At 43.7% G+C, this 19,061-nt stretch carries 8 protein-coding genes and 2 rRNA genes; all 10 read left to right on the plus strand.

The window, feature by feature from the left end:
* Positions 1-5,033, plus strand: a 5,033-nt coding sequence (locus tag PHH40_00005) for an FG-GAP-like repeat-containing protein (protein ID MDD2766136.1), incomplete at its 5' end; no start/stop codon positions are given.
* A gap of 133 nt (positions 5,034-5,166) precedes the next feature.
* On the plus strand, positions 5,167-7,752 hold the full coding sequence (locus PHH40_00010) for a hypothetical protein (GenBank protein MDD2766137.1): 2,586 nt from the start codon (positions 5,167-5,169) through the stop codon (positions 7,750-7,752).
* 618 nt (positions 7,753-8,370) lie between these two features.
* Positions 8,371-12,469 (plus strand): 23S ribosomal RNA (locus tag PHH40_00015).
* A gap of 178 nt (positions 12,470-12,647) precedes the next feature.
* Positions 12,648-12,756, plus strand: a 5S ribosomal RNA gene (gene rrf, locus PHH40_00020).
* A gap of 259 nt (positions 12,757-13,015) precedes the next feature.
* Positions 13,016-13,549, plus strand: a complete 534-nt coding sequence (locus tag PHH40_00025) for a hypothetical protein (GenBank protein MDD2766138.1) — start codon at positions 13,016-13,018, stop codon at positions 13,547-13,549.
* A gap of 250 nt (positions 13,550-13,799) precedes the next feature.
* A complete protein-coding gene (locus tag PHH40_00030; protein ID MDD2766139.1) occupies positions 13,800-14,639 on the plus strand; it encodes a hypothetical protein in 840 nt (279 codons plus the stop codon).
* A 12-nt stretch (positions 14,640-14,651) separates the two neighbouring features.
* On the plus strand, positions 14,652-15,797 hold the full coding sequence (rodA, locus tag PHH40_00035; GenBank protein ID MDD2766140.1) for a rod shape-determining protein RodA: 1,146 nt from the start codon (positions 14,652-14,654) through the stop codon (positions 15,795-15,797).
* 168 nt (positions 15,798-15,965) lie between these two features.
* Positions 15,966-16,190: a preprotein translocase subunit SecG gene (secG, locus tag PHH40_00040; GenBank protein ID MDD2766141.1), complete on the plus strand. Its 225-nt coding sequence runs from the start codon at positions 15,966-15,968 to the stop codon at positions 16,188-16,190.
* Between the two features lie 78 nt (positions 16,191-16,268).
* Positions 16,269-17,906 (plus strand): ABC transporter substrate-binding protein, encoded by a 1,638-nt coding sequence (locus PHH40_00045; GenBank protein MDD2766142.1) that lies wholly within the window; start codon positions 16,269-16,271, stop codon positions 17,904-17,906.
* 106 nt (positions 17,907-18,012) lie between these two features.
* Entirely contained in the window at positions 18,013-19,050 is a 1,038-nt protein-coding gene (locus tag PHH40_00050) for a bifunctional phosphoglucose/phosphomannose isomerase (protein MDD2766143.1), read from the plus strand.
* The last annotated feature ends 11 nt before the right edge of the window (positions 19,051-19,061 follow it).

Here is a 19,061-nt window from a genome sequence, read left to right on the forward strand (position 1 = left end):
ATGAAGAAAAACAGACTCTTTCTGTAAAATTCACCGCAGACAGAAATGCCTATCCACTCGCTCTCGATCCGACGCTGTCATTCACCGCTCCTGGTCAATCAAACTCAGGAAGTGTGATTACAGGGGAAGTAGGTGTAAGTAGTAGTTTCGGAGCTACTATGACAGCAGGAGACTTCAACTCCGATGGGAAGATGGATTTCGCTGTGGGGGCACATGCTTGGAACAATGGTACCGGTCGAGTGTATCTTTTCTACAATGTCCGTACGAATACTGCTGCCACTGCAGATGTGGTGATTTCCGGTACTGGTTCGTGGGAAAGTTTTGGAACCACTCTTGTAGCAGGAGATATGAATAGTGATGGTCGAACAGACCTTATCGTTGGCACAGATTTATATGCAGCTGCAAATGTTGGTGCGGTGAAAATTTTCTATAATGATGGTTCTTATCCGACGACTTCTGCTACTGCTGATGTGCTTATTACTGGTGAAGGTGCGAGCAATAACTTTGGAAGAAGAATTGCTACTGGTGACTTGAATGCCGATGGTCGTATGGATTTGATCGTGAGTGCTCCTGGTTATGGGAGTTCTACCGGTCGAGCATATATTTTCTACAATGATGGAACGAGTCTGGGAACAGTTGTTTGTACGACAGGATGTCTCGCTACCGACGCTGACGCTATCATTACCGGCGAAACCGCTAATGATAATTTTGGTACTTTGGGTATTGGTGATTTCAATGCTGACGGAAAAACTGATTTGGCTGTTGGCGCATATAAGTATGATACTACTGATGCTGGCCGAGTATATATTTTTTATAGTGGCGCTATTACTACAGAAAATGCCAGTGCTGCCGATGTTATCCTCAGTGGAGGTGAAGGGTTTTTTGGTCTTGCTATCACCTCAGGCGACTTCAATGCTGATGGTACGACCGATATAGCTGTTGGTGGGAGTACAGCATCTTCTGGGAGAGGGCGCGTTTATATCTTTTATGCTGATGGTACGAGCAACTTTGGTACCGCTACGTGTTCAGGTACGCCTGTAATTTGTTCTGCTACAAATGCCGATGTCATCATTACAGGAGCGACTACTACAAACTATTTCGGCACTACGATGGTTGCTGGAGATATGAATGCTGATGGAAGAACAGATATTATAGCTTGCACGGATTATTGGGGAACTCCGAGTGAGCAGGCATATATTTTCTACAACGATGGTTCGTATCCTACCAGCGCTGCCAATGCCGATGTGATCATTACGACAGAGATAGCGAACAATTTCTTTGGAGTATCTCTTTCAGTAGCTGACTGGAATAGCGATGGTAAAATGGATCTCGCTATCGGAGCGTATGCGTATGCTTCGAGCACTGGTCGAGTGTATGTCTTCTATTCGCAGAACGGACAGGTGAATACCAATCAGAATATCTCTGGTACAGTGAGTGGTGATCGATTTGGCAATGCGATGGTCTCAGGGGATTTCAATGCCGATGGCCGTCTCGACCTCGCTGTCAGCGCGTATGGCTATTCGACGAATACTGGTCGTGTCTACGTCTTCTACAACACGGGTATTTATAGAACGACGACATCTGCCAGTGCTGATGTGATTATCACGGGTGAGACAGTGAGTGATCTCTTTGGTTCTGATTTTACGGTAGGAGACCTCAATAATGACGGAAAAGTGGATTTGGTTGTCAGTGCCTATGGCTATTCGACGAATACCGGTCGTGTCTATATTTTCTACAATGGTTCTATCATCACCGAGAATGCCAGCGGAGCCGATGTGATTATCACAGGAGAAGCTGCGAGTAACTATTTCGGAGACGCTCTGACCGCAGGGGATTTCAACGCTGATGGCACGATAGACCTTGCTGTGGGAGCCTATGGTTACAATTCGAATCTCGGCCGCGCCTATATTTTCCACGCTGACGGGACAAACAATTTCGGTACAACGACTTGCTCTGGTACGCCGTCTGTTTGTCTTGCCTCGAATGCCGATATGATTATTAATGGAAGCGCGACAGCGTATATATATTTTGCAGCGAGTTTAGCAGCAGGAGACCTTGATGCTGATGGGACAACCGATCTTGTTGTTGGTTCTCATAATGGTGGGGGTTGGGGGTATATTCATCTTTTTTATAACGATGGATCTATTCCGATTACAGCTGTTACTGCTGATGCTATTATTGCTAACGACATGGCGAGCTCATTTGGGTCTGCATTGGAGGTGGGTGATCTGAATGCTGATGGTCGAAGAGACCTCATTGTGGGAGCGAATGGTTATGGTGGCAGTGCGGGTCGTGTGTATGTTTTCTACAATGACGGTGCTTACCCTACTACAGAAGATACTGCTGATATCACTCTCATAGGTGAAGCCATGAGCAACTTTTTCGGAATATCTCTCGCTATAGGTGACTGGAACAGTGATGGACGGGTCGATCTCGCAGTAGGAGCATTGGGCTATTCGACGAATACCGGCCGTGTCTATTTTTTTTACAACGATGGTACTCTTCCGACGACGGCTGCCACTGCTGATAGTATTATCACGGGTGAAACCACAAACAACTCTTTTGGCACTTCTCTCTCTACAGGGGACTGGAATACTGATGGACGGACCGATCTCGCTGTTGGAGCCTATGGCTATTCGACGAATACCGGCCGTGTCTATTTCTATCAGACAGAGGAGAATTATTCATGGAAGATACACTCCCTCCCACCTGGACAATCTCTCCGTACTAATGTCTCTGGTTCTGGTCAAGAAATGCAGATCAGCGGTGAGTCTAGTAGCTCGTTCGGTTCTGCTTTCGCCTCAGGCGATTTCAATGCCGATGGCAAGATAGATCTCGTTGTTGGAGCTTTTGGGTATAATTCTTATCAGGGTCGTGTTTATCTTTTTTATAATACCGGATCTCTCTCTACTTCTGCTACGAATGCCGATGTCGTGATTACTGGTGCTAATGGTAGTCGTTTTGGGTCTTCATTGGCCGCGGGGGATCTTGATTCTGATGGGAAAACAGACATTATTGTTGGATGTGTTAATAATATATATATATTCTACAATGATGGTTCATATCCAATTACTGCTACTACAGCCGATGTCGCTATCACGGGCGGAACTAACTTTGGTGCGTATGGTCTTATTGTTGGCGACTTCAATGCTGATGGGAAGACAGATATCGCTATTGGGACGTTTAATTCTTGGGTATATATTTTTCACAATGATGGTGCATATCCGGCTACTTATACCACAGCTGACATTACTATTACAGGATCCCCTTTGAGTGGAATGATAGCAGGAGACTTTAATGCCGATGGCCGCACCGATCTAGCTCTTGGTACTGGGTCTGGAAATGGTGCAGTATATATCTTCTATAATGATGGTTCTATTCCTACAACTGTCGGGACAGCCGATGTTATAATTTCTGGTGAAGGAAGCAGTATGCTTGGCTTTGCACTGGTTGCTGGTGATTTCAACAATGATGGTCGCATCGACCTCGTCGCTAGTGCTACAGTTTCTTCTGTGGGGCGTACTTACATTTTCTATAATGATGGATCCATTCCGACGACTGCTGCCACGGCTGATGTCATCCTCACAGGAGAAACAACATCGGATTATTTTGGCTATTCTCTCGTCTCCGGTGATTTCAATAATGATGGGAAAACAGATTTGATAGTTGGGGCATATGGGTATTCTTCGAGTAAAGGTCGTGTCTATTTGTATACCTGGAACGATCAAATCATCACTGGCGAAGCAACGAATAATAGTTTTGGCACTGCGATGACCGCAGGTGATTTCAATGCTGATGGCCGAATTGACCTCGCTGTTGGAGCAAATGGTTACTCGACGAATACTGGTCGAATCTACATATTTTACCAGGATGGTGCTATCCCATCTACTGCCGCCACCGCCGATATCATCATCACTGGCGAAGCAACGAACAACTATTTTGGTGGAGCTCTCACTGCAGCGGATCTAAATAGTGATGGTCGGATCGATCTTGTGACGGGCGCTACAGGGTATAATTCGAACCAAGGCCGTGCCTACATTTTCTACAATGATGGATCTATTTCGACGACTGCCGCGACTGCTGATATTATCATCACTGGTGGTGCTTATTTTGGGAGTAAATTTTCCGCAGGTGATTTCAATGCCGATGGCCGGATCGATATTGCAATTTCAGATTATGATTATAATAACAATAATAAGGCAGTGTATATTTTCTATAACGATGGGAGTATTCCGACGACGAGTGCTACTGCAGATGCTGTTATTACGGGATATTTCGATGGTTTTGGTTTCTCTCTCACATCCGGTGATTTCAATGCCGATGGTCGTACCGATTTGGCTGTCGGTGACCCTCTTTATACTGTAAGCGTGTGGGTAGGGCGTGTCGCTATTTTTTATAACGATGGCGCATATCCCGCTTCAGTCAATTCCGCAGATACGATAATCGTGGGTGAATCAGTGGGAACAGATTCTAGATTTGGTTTTTCTCTTGTCCCCGGTGATTTCAACGCCGATGGTCGTGTTGACCTCGCCGTGGGTGCTCCATATTATTCGAACTCCCTTGGTCGTGCCTACATTCTCTACAACGATGGCTCAATCCCGACCACTGCTGCCACTGCTGATGTCATTATCACCGGTGAAGCGACCAGAACTTTGTTTGGTAATTCTCTCGTTTCAGGTGATTTCAACGTCGATGGACGTACTGATCTTGCTGTTGGTGGTATGTATTATAACAATACTATGGGTACAGGTCGTGTCTATACTTTTTATAACGATGGATCGTACCAGGCAACCGCTGCGACTGCGGATACAATAATCACTGGTGAAGCGAATAGCAATTATTTTGGTTATTCTCTCGCCTCCAGCGACTTCAATAGTGATGGCAAGACTGACCTCGTTGTCGGTGCTACAATGTATGCTACGTATACTGGCCGTGTCTATATGTACACTACCGAAGTTGCTGTCAAAACTTCCTCTGACCCTGCAAAGACGCGTGGCACTGTCAATCTCCGTGGCACCGTCAAGCTCCGCTAAAGAGAGATTATGACGTACTTTGTGTTTTTGAGAGAGTCATCGATGACTAGAAACGGATTTTTTGCTTTTATTTTAGATTTTCTCTATAATAGACATATATTTTTTGTGAGATTATCCTTTAACCAGAGATTCTATGCAATCAGAGAAATCATCGTTCGCGCGTTTTGGGAGCAATACATATTCTGCTCATGAGAAAAATACTGCTTCGTCAGGTGTACCACTCTCATCTGTCGGTACCGGAGGATCGGAACAATCGTCATCACAAAAAGAAATCTGGTTCGACAAAGTGATTTCCGTCGCTCTTGTCGCTCTTTTCTTCGGTCTCCCGCTTTTTTTTACAGGGATGACATTTCAGGGAATCGCTTTTGAGAAACAGATATATTTTTATTTCTGGTTACTGATAGGTATCGTCGCATGGTCATCCAAGGGTGTCGTGACTGGAGAACTCCGCATCAGACGTACACCTCTCGATATTCCGATTTTGTTGTTCTGGCTCTTCTCTGTCGTCACTGCTTTTTTCTCTGTCGATCGTTGGCATAGTTTCTGGGGATTTTTTGGTGATCCATCTCGAGGAGTGATTTCTATCACGGCCCTCATCTTGGCATACTATCTCCTTCTCAGTCATTTTTCAGCGAGACGATTTCTTCTTATGTTTTGGTCGTTCATCCTTTCTGGTGCTCTCCTTGTGATTTGGAGTACGATCGTACTTATGGATTGGTCATTTCTGCCAGTCGCTTGGGAACAGTATGTGCCGATGAGTCTGCTTGGGACAATATCAGGACTCGGAATCATGCTTGCCCTCCTTGTACCGATGTTTCTTACCGCTCTCTTTGTTATCCAACAAAATCAGGGAATAAAAAAGAAACAACGTCGCATTATCACAGGACTCCTCCTTTCTGTTCTCGCGCTCACACTTTTTCTCCTTCTCGCGCTTTACCCGTTTGTTTCGTGGATTGTTGTTCTTGGGGGACTGAGCTTCTTCCTTGTGTACATCCTCGCACAAATCATACGACCGAAAGAGCAATGGGTCTTGCTCCCGATGATTGTGTTTGTTGCTGTTCTGATATTTCTCATGATTGGAGACTATGGTTCTGGACTCGTACGAACGACACTTCCTATCGAAGCGACTCCAAACACAACGCTCTCCTGGCAGATTGCTCGAGATACTTTGAAGGAAAATTTCTTTTTCGGTGTCGGCCCTGCCAACTATGGCCATGCTTTTTCCATGTTTCGTTCTGAGGCATACAATCTCAATTCACTGTACACTCTGCGTTTCTATCAAGGAACAGGGCTGTTCTATGAGGCGTTGGCAACGATCGGCATTATCGGAACGGTATTGTTCTTGATTCTCTGGCTTTCTTTTGTCTCTGTCGGATTCTATCTTTTGTCGTATGAGAAGAATCGTAACAAAATCTATTCTCTCGGACTCTGGTCCGTTGTGACAATGCTCTTTCTCGCGAGTTTTGTTTCTGCAGTGAATGGACCTATTCTCCTCATTGGCGCACTCTTGTCGACGCTCGCTCTCGGGACAGTACTATGGGAGAGCCAGTCTGAAGAACGATACCTCCAGCTCTCTCTCAAAGCATCACCCAAGTTTGCTCTCGCTCTCGCATTCATTTTTATGGTGGTGTCGGCAGGTGTCGCATTTCTCTTCGTCTTTATCGGAAAAGTTTTTGTCGCAGATATGAATGCTGGACAAGCAGTCCGTGCTTCTGTCTCGGCTCCAAGTGATGACTCTGCTCGATCACTCGGAAGTGCGATTCAGATGTATCCACAGGAGGGTCGCTACTATATGCGTCTCGCTCAGGAATATATGGCACTAGCCAACGTAGAAGCTGGCAAAGCTGAGAAAGAGAGAAATATAGATACGATTGCAACGTATGTCAATCAGTCCGTATCGATAGGAGAACAAGGAAAAAAATTGATGCCAAACGATGTTCAACAGATAGAGTCGCTCGGACTCATCTACGAGAATGCCAGTCTCTATGCAACCAATGCACTGACGACGGCAACCGATCTCTATGCTCGTGCACTCGAACTCGAGCCAGAGAATCCTCTCTATTCTGTGAAGCTTGGACAGATCAAAAAACTCCAGGCTGACGGCAAAGAAGAAGGTGCAGAGCGTGAGAACCTCTACAAAGAATCGAGAGACCTCTTTCAGAAAGCAATTAATCAGAAAAAAGATCTCGCACCAGCGTATTACAATCTCGCTCTCGTCTTTTCTCGTCTGAAAAACTTCGATCAAGCAGTGGAGAAGGCACAACAAGCACTCGCCTTTGATAACAAAAATCTCAATTACGGATACAATCTTGGTGTACTCTATCAGGTACGAGATCAGGATGGTGATCAAAAGCGTGCAGAAAAAATGTTCCAGGACATCTTGTCTGTCAATGAAAAATTGATTGATGTTCGTCTCAGTCTCGGACTCCTCTATGAGAGTATGGAACAGAAAAACGACGCCATCGAAGAATACAAAAAAATCCTCGGATTTCTCTCGAAAGATGACTCAGATACTGTCATCAAGACACGAGAACAGGTACAGACACTGATCGACAATGTACGAAGTGGTACAGGAAATATCAAACAAGGATCGACGAGCGCTGTTTCTGAGACGGAGACTGCTCCTGTCTCGACCCCACAGACTCCGACGCTCGAAACACCAGTGACGCCCGAGACATCTCTCCCTGTCGGAGCACCTCTCCCGACACCAGCACCATAGAAAAAACACGAGCCAATTTCCGGGAGAAAAAGTCGTCTGTTCTCCCGGAAAAATGCTTTCAAATGGCTCAGGAAAAACCATTGAAACGTGATGAGGAAAAGAGGTCTTTTTTCGCGAAGACAGGGGACTTGACAAGGTTTGAGATACTCTGTAGTATGAACAGTACGAATAAGAAAAGTGCTACGGAGTACTTTTTTCTTTTCTCCAAGATTTTCTCTCTCGTTTTTTGTCAACCAGTTCTGAAGAAATGTGTGTTTCTCCCATATACTTCTTTGATATATGAAGAGTGATACACATTTCCGCAGAAGTGCCTTAACAATTTATGTCTTTTTCAAAAGGGTCACCGATTACCTGGCAGCGGAAAGTAATCCGATTTTTTTGAGATAGTCTAAATATGTATGTATACTTGTGCATTTTTATCCAAAGTGCCAAGTAAAGGTCAAGCCACGAAAAATTCGTTTTACGAATCTCGTGGCGAAGTCCCGCGACTGCTGTGCAGTTTTGCGGGGCAAGCAATCAATCAAAACAGTGCGTCGAATGCGCAAACATTCTTCACTGTTAACCGATTGTCCGTGAGCGTCTTTAATTTCGATTAGAGCGTTTGCGGACAAGAGAAAAAAGAAGGTTACTTAACGCATGGTGTGGATGCCTTGACTGAAGCAAGCGATGAAGGACGTAGGAGGCTGCGATAAGCCCCGGGGAGCTGTCAACCAAGCTTTGATCCGAGGATTTCCGAATGAGGCAACTCTCTCACTTTTTAGTGAGAAACCGTATCTGAATACATAGGGTACGGTAGCAAACCCTGGGAATTGAAACATCTTAGTACCAGGAGGAAAAGAAATTAATAAAGATTCCGTAAGTAGTGGCGAGCGAACGCGGAACAGCCTAAACCACCGAGCTTGCTCGTGTGGGGTTGCAGGGTCTCTAGACTCGATTGATCGGGGTCGTCGTATTTCTTTTAGTAAAATGTTCTGGAAAGAACAACCAAAGAGGGTAATAGTCCCGTATGTGAAAAGAGAAATACCACGATGTAGAGATACCTAAGTAGGGCGGGGCCGGAGAAACCCCGTTTGAATCTGGGAGCACTAACTTCCAAGGCTAAACATTGCTTCAGATCGATAGTGAACTAGTACCGTGAGGGAAAGGTGAAAAGCATCCCGATAAGGGAGATGAAATAGAACTGAAACTCCATGCTAACGAAGAGTCGGAGCCTTGTTCAATCAGGGTGACGGCGTGCTTTTTGCAGCACGATCCAACGAGTTAGTTTTACGCGGCTGTCTAAGGGATGACGAATTCCGGAGACACAGTGAAAGCGAGCCTGAATAGGGCGAAACGGAGCATACACTAAGAATCTCTTTCGTTGCGAGAGAGAAAAATATCGAGCGAAAATTTTGAAGGGTTTTGAAGCGTAGCAAAAGAATGGCTACGATGAGGAACACTGAAAGATTTGCAGCCGAGATTTTTCTTTCGCAGCAGAAAATGGATTTTTAGTGTATGCTCCAAAGTCGCGTGGACTAGACCCGAAGCCAGACGAGCTACATATGAGCAGGATGAAGCGTCGGTAAAACGACGTGGAGGTCCGCACCCACTTGCTGTGCAACTCAAGGGGATGACTTGTGTGTAGGGGAGAAATTCCAATCGAGTTTGGCAATAGCTGGTTCTCTCTGAAATAGCTTGAGGGCTAGCGTCTTGTAAATTGTACCCGAGGGGTAGAGCTACTGGATGAGAATTCGCCGTTTACGGTAGGATTTTCAACCAAACTCCGAATACTTGTGGTATGTACCAAGGCAGTCAGTACTCCGGGGCTAAGCTCGGAGCACAAAAGGGAAAAAGCCCAGATCGTCAGCTAAGGTCCCAAAATTTGTATTAAGTGGGAAAGGAAGTGAAGACTCTCAGACACTTAGGAGGTTGGCTTAGAAGCAGCAATCCTTTAAAGAGTGCGTAATAGCTCACTAATCTAGAGTCTTCGCGCCGACAATGTAACGGGGCTAAAATACAATACCGAAGCTACGGACTGTATCGCAAGATACAGTGGTAAGAGAGCGTTCCATATGCACTGAAGCAGAAGGGTGACCGACTGTGGAGCGTATGGAAGTGAGAATGTTGGAACGAGTAACCGCAATGAGGGTGAGAGCCCCTCACATCGAAAGTCCGAGGTTTCCTGGGCCATGGTGATCATCCCAGGGTTAGTCGGTCCTAAGGCCAGGCTGAAAAGCGTAGTCGATGGACATCAGGTTAATATTCCTGAACTATGTGTATATTCGAAGGAGAGACGCATCTCTGTACCTTTTGCCCCTTATTGGATTGGGGTTTGGTCTTCGAGGAAGTTATACAGGCAAATCCGTATAACACTATTCCAAGGAGAATGACGAAGTCTTACTACGGTAAGATGAAGAAAAGGGAGCGGGGTGCCAGGAAAATCTTCTAAGGTTCGTATACACGTATCCGTACCGCAAACCGACACAGGTGGACAGGGCGAGTAGCCTAAGATGAACGGGAGAGAATTCGTTAAGGAACTCGGCAAAAAAGCTAGGCGTAAGTTCGCAATATGCCTTGCCAACCGTTAGGTTGGCCGCAGCAAAAGTTTTCCAAGCAACTGTTTATCAAAAACACAGGTCTCTGCAAACCCGCAAGGGGAAGTATAGGGGCTGACACCTGACCAGTGCTGGAACGTTAACGGGAGCGGTGCAAGCCAATCCCCGAAGCGCCAGTGAACGTCGGCGATAACTATAATCGTCCTAAGGTTTCGGAACGCTCGCAAGAGAGTTTCGAAAGGACTGGGACGATTGTAGGAAGTGTGATAAAGAGATAGAAGAGCTGCTTCGTTCTCTAGTAATAGAGAACAGGTCCTAAAAAATACATGGCCATATGCTGGAAATCTGCTTTGCAGACAATCAGCAGGAAAGATTCTTTATTCTTTTATATAAGGATAAAGAAAATCCTCAGAGACTATATGCCATGCTCCTATAGTGAAATATAGGATGAAGATAGAGTCCTTCGCCAAAAAGGAGCGAAAAGCGAAATTCCTTGTCAGGTAAATTGTCAGAATTGCCTGAATATCGTGGTAACATGGTATAAGTAACCCGGCTTATAACGGTGAAGCCTAACATCTGCCAATCGGCTGATTATGGTAATACCGTGGGAAGTCCCCTGAGAAGAATCAAAGGGTGACCCCGTAACGACTGATGCGAAAGCAGAGGCCCCCGCCTATTGCGCGGAGGCAACACGCCGGCTCTTATCTAACCCAAAAGAAACATATGGATCTTGCTTCTTACATTTCCGGTTTTGTAGATGGTGAAGGATGCTTTAGTGTATCTTTTACTCTTCGCGCAAAATTGAAAACAGGAATAGAAGTTCGACCGAGTTTTTCGATCGGACAGAATAAGCGCAGTTTGAAACTGTTACAAGAAATAGAACAGTTTTTCAAATGCGGAAGTATACGCTTTTCATCACGTGATAATTGCTATAAGTATGAAACACGAGATATAAGTGAGCTTATGCGGAAAATTATTCCGCACTTTGAAAAATTCCCTCTTCAATCAGATAAAGCGAAAGATTTCAAAATTTTTCGTGATATATGCAAAGAGATATCTACTGCAAAACATCTCAATCCAGAGCATTTGAAACAGATTATTCATCTGGCCTATCAAATGAATGGATCGGGAAAAAGGAAATATCCAGAAGCAGAACTCCTACGTGTTCTGGATAAGATGAAGATATAGTCTAATGAAGCGTGAAAACGTGAGAAGATAATATAAATGAAGTTCTGACGCGCATGAAAGGTGTAATGACTTGGAAACTGTCTCAACGAACATCCCGGTGAAATTGCAATGACGGTAAAGATGCCGTCGACCTACAGCTAGACGAAAAGACCCCATGGAGCTTTACTATAACTTGGTATTGAATTAAAGTTTTTGTTGCCGAGCATAGGTGGGAGACTATGAAGCACCCCTTCTGGGGGGTGTGGAGTCATCACTGGAATACCACTCTGCAGAGATTTTAATTCTAACCCGCGGCCATTATCTGGTCGGGGGACAGTGCCTGGTGGGTAGTTTGACTGGGGCGGTCGCCTCCTAAAGTGCAACGGAGGCGTTTACAAAGGTTCTCTAGGTCCGGATGGAAATCGGACCGATAGCGCAAAAGCATAAGAGAGCTTTACTGAAAGACCGATCAGTCGATCAGTTACGAAAGTAGAATTTAGTGAACCGACCATTACTCGTAGGAGTGTGGAAGATCATCAGATAAAAGTTACCCTGGGGATAACAGGCTGATCTTGCCCAAGAGTCCATATCGACGGCAAGGTTTGGCACCTCGATGTCGGCTCATCACATCCTGGGGGTGGAGAAGCTCCCAAGGGTTTGGCTGTTCGCCAATTAAAGTGGTACGTGAGCTGGGTTCAAACCGTCGTGAGACAGGTTGGTTTCCTATCTGCTGTAGGCGTGTGTTGCTTGAGAGAACTCTTTCCTAGTACGAGAGGACCGGAAAGAACGAACCTCTGGTGTATCTGCTGTTCCGCCAGGAGCATCGCAGAGTAGCTACGTTCGGGTAGGATAACCGCTGAAAGCATCTAAGCGGGAAGCCAAGCTCAAGATAAGGCAACAGTATCAGTTTACTGATACAAAATTTCCTAGAAGATTACTAGGTTGATAGGCTGCAGATGTAAGTCCCGAGAGGGATTCAGTCAAGCAGTACTAATAAATTTATTCAACTTTCTTTTTTCTAACCTTGTTTTATTCTCGCAAGAGAGTAATATGAGTTACGGTTAGCAGTGAAGAGTGCTTGTTAAATGGGGACACAACATTATATATTAGACAGACAATTTGGAGGCCCGCCTGCAACGCTATGCGTAGCATTGCGGGCAGGGGAATTTCCCATACGTTTTTGAGAGCAGAGTATCCGGTGCTTCTAGCGAAGTGGAAACACCTGATCCCATACCGAACTCAGCAGTTAAGCACTTCAGCACCGATGGTAGCCTTCAGTGGCAAGAGTAGGACAGTGCCGGGTACTCTGAACTCAAAAAATAATGTAAAAATGGTGCAGTTTCCGCCCGAGGCGGACCAGCCTTGGGCTGGAAGCATCAGCACCGATGGTAGCCTTCAGTGGCAAGAGTAGGACAGTGCCGGGAACATTCCTCTTCAAATCTTTCAAAAATTACAAATACAGCCTGAACAAGGTTGTTTTTTTGTTTGTCTTGACTTATTCTAGGGGGGTAAAATAGGGTTATGAACTGCATAGTTTATTATTCTTTTAGTAAAAAATTTTTATGTCATTTGAATTCTTCAATAAGAACGACAAGTCATTGAAAAAAGTAAGTAATACTGAAGATACTCCAGAAGCACAAAAAATGCTTTCAAGAGTATCCGATAAATCTGTTCAAGAAGAAATTATTTCAAACGCAGAGAGTAAGAAGACTGGTGTAAAGGAAAATATTAAGAGTATAAAAAATGAGATTAAGGATACAGAGGCTACATTGTTGTCCTTGAAGACACAGAAGGAAATGTTAGATATAGATATGAAAAACTTATTAAATAAAATAAGACGTATTCGGAATGAAGAGAAAAAAATAGATGATCATTTGGTCTCTATGAAGGCATATCTAAAGGGATCTGCTTTGTATGAAACTCAGAATGGAACTTTGATATCAAGCCTTCCTGATGAACATCCTGTTATTAAGGAAATTGAACGAAAAAACACCGATTCTGATGCAAAGAAATCAGAGAATATGCAATCGATTATCAACAGAGTTCTTAAAGCTACTGATACAGAGGAAATGCTAAAGAAAAAGAGAGAGAAATAATCTAGATTTTTTATAAAATATAGCCTGAACAAGGTTGTTTTTTTGTTTATTTTTGAAATAAAAAACTATTGAATTGTCATTCTCGCGAAGGCGGGAATCTAGGTCTTGTAGTAATAAAGATATTGCCTTTCTAGATTCCCGCCGGATGTTTATCCGCCAACTGGAGGACGGGAATGACAGAGAGAAGTGTGCTATAATAGAGTCAATATTTCACCGATGAAGGTGATATGAATAATCATTTTTTACACTTATGTCTCGAAAGACGAAACAATTTTTTGTAGCCATGATTTATATTTTCCTTTTCTCACTTCTGTTCACTGTTGTCTATTTTGCTTTTATCAAAGCCCCAGAGACCTGTTTTGATGGTAAGAAAAATCAGAACGAACAGGGAATAGACTGTAGCGGAGTCTGCTCTGTCGCATGCAAAGAAATCGTGATTGGGACAGCGCTTCAGATAAAAGAACAATCCTTTATGAAAAGCCGAGAAAATACTTATGATATTCTTGCTAAAGTTTTCAATCCCAATGGAGAGATAGGTGCAGTTTCATTTTCTTATACCGCTTCGCTTCTTGACGCTACAGGAATAGTACTCGCTTCACGTACTGGCACAGCAAATACTTTGCCTCTGGAAAATAAATATCTTTTGGTATTCAATCTGGAAACACGAGGGATACCTGTTGCTGTGTCTCTTGAAATGAATGATATTGTCTGGGAACGATTCTCTGGATATCAAGAAAAACCAGCCGTGAATATCTATCGTAAAGAATACAATGAAGTTTCTTCGAGTGCAGTATTCAGCGAAGCGACGGGACTTGTCTCCAATGAAAGTTCTTATGACTTCCAATCACTGATCGTACAGGTTATTTTGCGTGATGTTTTTGGCAAACCACTTGCCGTCAATTCAACCGAAATGAACACGATGCTTTCTCGAGAGAATCGTGATTTCCGTCTCGTCTGGCCGACTGCTTTCCCAGGACGCGTGGAAGATATCGAGATGGTTGTTGATGTCGATGCTTATCATTCTCTGAATTTCATCAAACAATATCTCCGAGAAGGAGCGTCTCAAGATTTTATCCCATCCAAGAGATAATCACATTTTTTTGTGCTTCGACTATTTTCCAAGTTTGACTTTGTGTTGATTGCGGTGACGCTTCTTCTTGTAGCCGTCAGTTTGCTCACGCTCTATAGTCTTTCCGTGACTTCAGATGCAGATTATTTTACCAAACAGTTGATATTTTCTGTCATAGGATTCTCAGTACTGTCTTTCGTAGCCTTCTTTGATTATCGACATATACAGAAATATAGTACGCTCTTCTATTTCGGAACTCTTTTTGTCTTATCCAGCGTCTTGATACTGGGTACGACGGTTCGCGGAACAGCAGGATGGATTTCTTTCGGTATATTTCAGGTACAGCCGGTTGAGTTTTCCAAAATTACGCTGATCATTTTTCTCGCGAGTTTTATTTCCAAGAAGAAGTCGGAGCTCGGTGAATGGGCGAGAGTGATTGCTTCTCTTGTTTTATCGGCCATTCTTATTTTCCTTGTTTTGAAACAACCGGATCTCGGATCAAGTATTGTACTCGCGAGTATATGGATAGGAATGATTCTTTCATCAGGACTCAGAATGAAACATCTTATCGTACTCTTTGTTCTCGGGATGATGCTTATTGGAGGAAGCTGGTTCGCGCTCGCGGATTATCAGAAGGACCGTATCAACAACTTCATTCATCCAGAATCCGATCCCAAGGGGAGTGGATACAACGTTCTTCAGTCTATCGTTGCTGTTGGTTCGGGAGGATTGTTTGGCAAGGGTATTGGTCATGGGTCGCAGTCTCAGCTCAACTTCCTTCCCGAGAAACACACGGACTTCATTTTCGCTGTTATTGCCGAAGAGCTCGGACTTATTGGTTCATTTTTTGTAATAAGTTTGTATCTTGTACTTTTATACCGTATCAAGCGTATTGGCGATATGGCGAGTGATAATTTTGGTTATTTGATCGCTGTTGGAGTGCTGGTGATGCTCTTTGTGCAGATTGTGATCAATATCGGTATGAATATTGGCTTGCTTCCAGTGACCGGATTACCTGCCCCACTCGTGAGCTATGGCGGAAGCTCTCTTGTTACCACTCTTTTGGCCCTTGGACTGCTTCTTAATATTTATCAGAAACGTCGAGAGAATACCGATCTTCATATTTCTCTCGAGAAGAGTGTGCTCGACGAGCATATGATTGTCGAAAGAGAAGCATAATACCTGTCAGGAGAGTGATAAAGAATCGGAGAAAATCGTATGATGATGTATATATCTGCGCAGAGTGCGTTTGACGAATATCTCCTTTCTTGCTACAATAAAAAGGCTTAAAAAAAGCATTCCCTCTATTCTATCACTGATAGAATATCTTTATTTCTTATCAATCTTATGAGAAGTTTCCTTATCGTGCAGGCCGTGGTCGCCATTTTGCTTACCCTCTCTATCCTTCTTCAGAATCGAGGCTCTGGTCTCGGGAGTACTTTTGGGGGTGATTTTGGTGGATATTATACCAAAAGAGGTATGGAAAAATTCCTTATTTACGCGACAGTCGTTTTGGCGATTATTTTTTTCGCACTTGCCATTCTCAATGTCTGGCTCCCACTTCATTCTTAATATACGCGTATTCGTATCTTTGAATCCATCCTCATCTTAAAGAGACTCAAATGGGCACGTCTGTTCCAGGCTTTGAGAATGAGAGATAAAATTATTATTTCCTTTTTTATTGTAACGAGTGTTACAGCGCTTGTTTTTTGGCTTGGTGCACTGTATGTCGTGTCGACAGTTACTGTCCCGCAAGCAGGCGGTGAATACACTGAGGGGATTGTGGCTCAACCACGTTATATCAATCCTATCCTTTCTCAGACGAGTGATGCTGATGCTGATCTCGTAGAATTGATCTATAGCGGACTGTTTTCATACGATGCTGATGGGAATCTGATCAATCGTTTGGCGGAAGATTATTCCGTTTCTTCTGATGGAAAAGTATACACGATACATATCCGTCAGGGTGTCAAATGGCATGACGGCGAAGAGCTCACAGCCGATGATGTTGTCTATACTATTCGATCGATTCAGAATCCAGCTTACAAAAGTCCTCTCCGATCAAATTGGTTGTCTGTAGAGACCGATGCTCCTGAGAAATACACTGTAACGTTTACTCTTCAAAAATCGTATTCTCGATTCTTGAATAACTTGACCGTAGGTATATTGCCGAAGCATATCTGGAAAAACATTGCACAAGAAAGCTTCTTTCTCGCAGATTATAATCTTGCTCCTGTTGGTAGTGGTCCATACATTTTTTTTAATTCCGAAAAAGATTCAAGTGGAAATATTCTTTCGTACGAACTTCGTGCATGGAAGGAATATTTCGATGGCGCACCGTATATTTCGAAAATTGTTTTCCATTTCTATCCTGACGAACAGACACTGATCGACGCATACAATAAGAAAGAAGTGCTTGGTATCAATTCGCTTGTCCCTGAAAATATTTCCAAACTCAAGGCACGCAAGAGTACTCGCATCTATGATATCAATACACCTCGAGTTTTTTCTGTCTTCTTCAATCCGACAACGAGTGTTCCTCTTGCAAATGATGAAGTGCGCGAAGCTTTGAGTTATGCTATTGATCGGGAAACCATTGTACGTGAAGTGCTCTCGGGCAAGGGTCAGCCTGCCTTCGGTCCACTCCTTTCTTTTATGAGTGGATATACTCCTGATTTTGCATTGCCGTCTTTTGATCAGGAGAGAGCCAATGCTCTTTTTGATGAGCATGGCTGGACACGTGGTACGGATGGTATTCGTTCCAAGGGTGGTGTGGCTCTCGAATTCAGTCTCGCTGTACCAGAGTGGCCAGAACTTGTGAAAACAGCAGATATTCTCAAATCAGGATGGGAACAAATAGGAGCACGAGTGACGGTGAATATTGTGAACACTGCTGATTTGCAACAAAATATCATTCGTCCTCGTCAGTATGACGCCCTTCTTTTCGGTGAAGCATCATCGGTTGCTTCTGATCCTTATCCTTTCTGGCATTCCAGTCAAAAACGTGACCCAGGACTCAATCTCGCGTTGCTTGATAACAAAGATGTAGATGATGTTCTTGTCTCGCTTCGCGAAGAATTAGATGGAGAGAAACAAAAAGAACAATACAGAAAGTTTCAAGAGCTTCTTCTTCGGGAAAAGCCAGCCATTTTCTTGTATTCGCCGACCTATCTCTATCTCGTGAGTAGTGTCGTGCAGGGTATCGATATACACACGATGGATACATCTCATTTTCGTTTGAGTAATGTCAAAAATTGGTACATCAAAACCGATCGGGTGAAAAAGTAATTTTCAATTTTCAAACAATGATTGAATTTTAAAATTTCGAAATTGGTTCATTGGAAATTGTTTAGAAATTAGAAATTGAAAATTAAAAACATTAAAAAATATTCTTATGTTAAATCCTCTCGACACCTATAATTTTCGTCAGATGATCATTGATAGTCCTCTCCAGTTTCGGACAGGATTTGATCTCGCCAAGGATATAAAAATACCAGGAACATTTACTTCTATTATGATTTCTGGTATGGGGGGCTCGGCACTTCCGGGTAATATTTTCCGTACCTATCTCGACAATGCGTTCATTCAAGAAAAAAAAGATCCGACCAAGGAATCTCCCATTGCCGTGTATCAGAATCGTTCATACAGTCTTCCTCGAGAAGCTTTCAAAGATTGTCTCAATTTTATTTGTTCGTATTCTGGTAATACCGAAGAGACGATTGCTTCTTTTGAAGAAGCTCTCAAGAATAATTTGCCTTGCATCGGACTTTCGAGTGGAGGAAAGATAGAAGAGATGTGTAAAGCAAATGATGTCCCTCATATCAAACTTCCTATTCCTTTTCCAGGATTTCAGCCTCGTGTCGGCACTGGATATTTTTTCAGTACGATGCTTCAGGTACTCGTGAATCAGAGAATGACTCGTGATACGACTACAGAGCTTTTGCAGGAGGTAGAGCTCATGCAGACGAGAATCACCGATATCGAAGAACAAGGAAAGAATTTTGCCAAACAGGTCATCGGGAAAACGCCCGTGATATATACTACACCAGAATATCAGTCCGTAGCGATGGTGTGGAAAATCAAGTTCAATGAGAATGCCAAGACACCAGCTTTTTGGAATTTTTTTCCAGAACTGAATCACAACGAAATGGTAGGATGGACTCTTCCTCAGGGAAAGTTTATTGTCTTTATGCTTCGTGATACACTTGCACATCCACGCATTCTGAAACGTTTTGAAATAACCGCAGGACTGCTCCGTGAGAAGGGTGTCGAAGTGGTGACAGTCGATATGGTAGGAGAAACTGTTTTTGACAAGATATTTTCGAGTATTCTCTTGGCTGATTTCACTTCATATTTTCTCGCTCTGGAATACGGAGAGAATCCGACGCCTGTCGATATGGTGGAATCGCTCAAAGAACTTTTGGTAGCGTAACAATTTGAATG

The organism is Candidatus Moraniibacteriota bacterium (assembly GCA_028688415.1).
Lineage (GTDB): Bacteria > Patescibacteriota > Minisyncoccia > Moranbacterales > UBA1568 > UBA1568.

Bases quoted from the DNA above. Each gene is read 5' to 3' on its own strand.
- PHH40_00010 (MDD2766137.1), top strand. From the start codon at position 5,167: ATGCAATCAGAGAAATCATCGTTCGCGCGTTTTGGGAGCAATACATAT.
- secG (MDD2766141.1), top strand. From the start codon at position 15,966: ATGAGAAGTTTCCTTATCGTGCAGGCCGTGGTCGCCATTTTGCTTACC.
- PHH40_00050 (MDD2766143.1), top strand. From the start codon at position 18,013: ATGTTAAATCCTCTCGACACCTATAATTTTCGTCAGATGATCATTGAT.
- PHH40_00045 (MDD2766142.1), top strand. From the start codon at position 16,269: ATGAGAGATAAAATTATTATTTCCTTTTTTATTGTAACGAGTGTTACA.
- PHH40_00025 (MDD2766138.1), top strand. From the start codon at position 13,016: ATGTCATTTGAATTCTTCAATAAGAACGACAAGTCATTGAAAAAAGTA.
- PHH40_00030 (MDD2766139.1), top strand. From the start codon at position 13,800: ATGTCTCGAAAGACGAAACAATTTTTTGTAGCCATGATTTATATTTTC.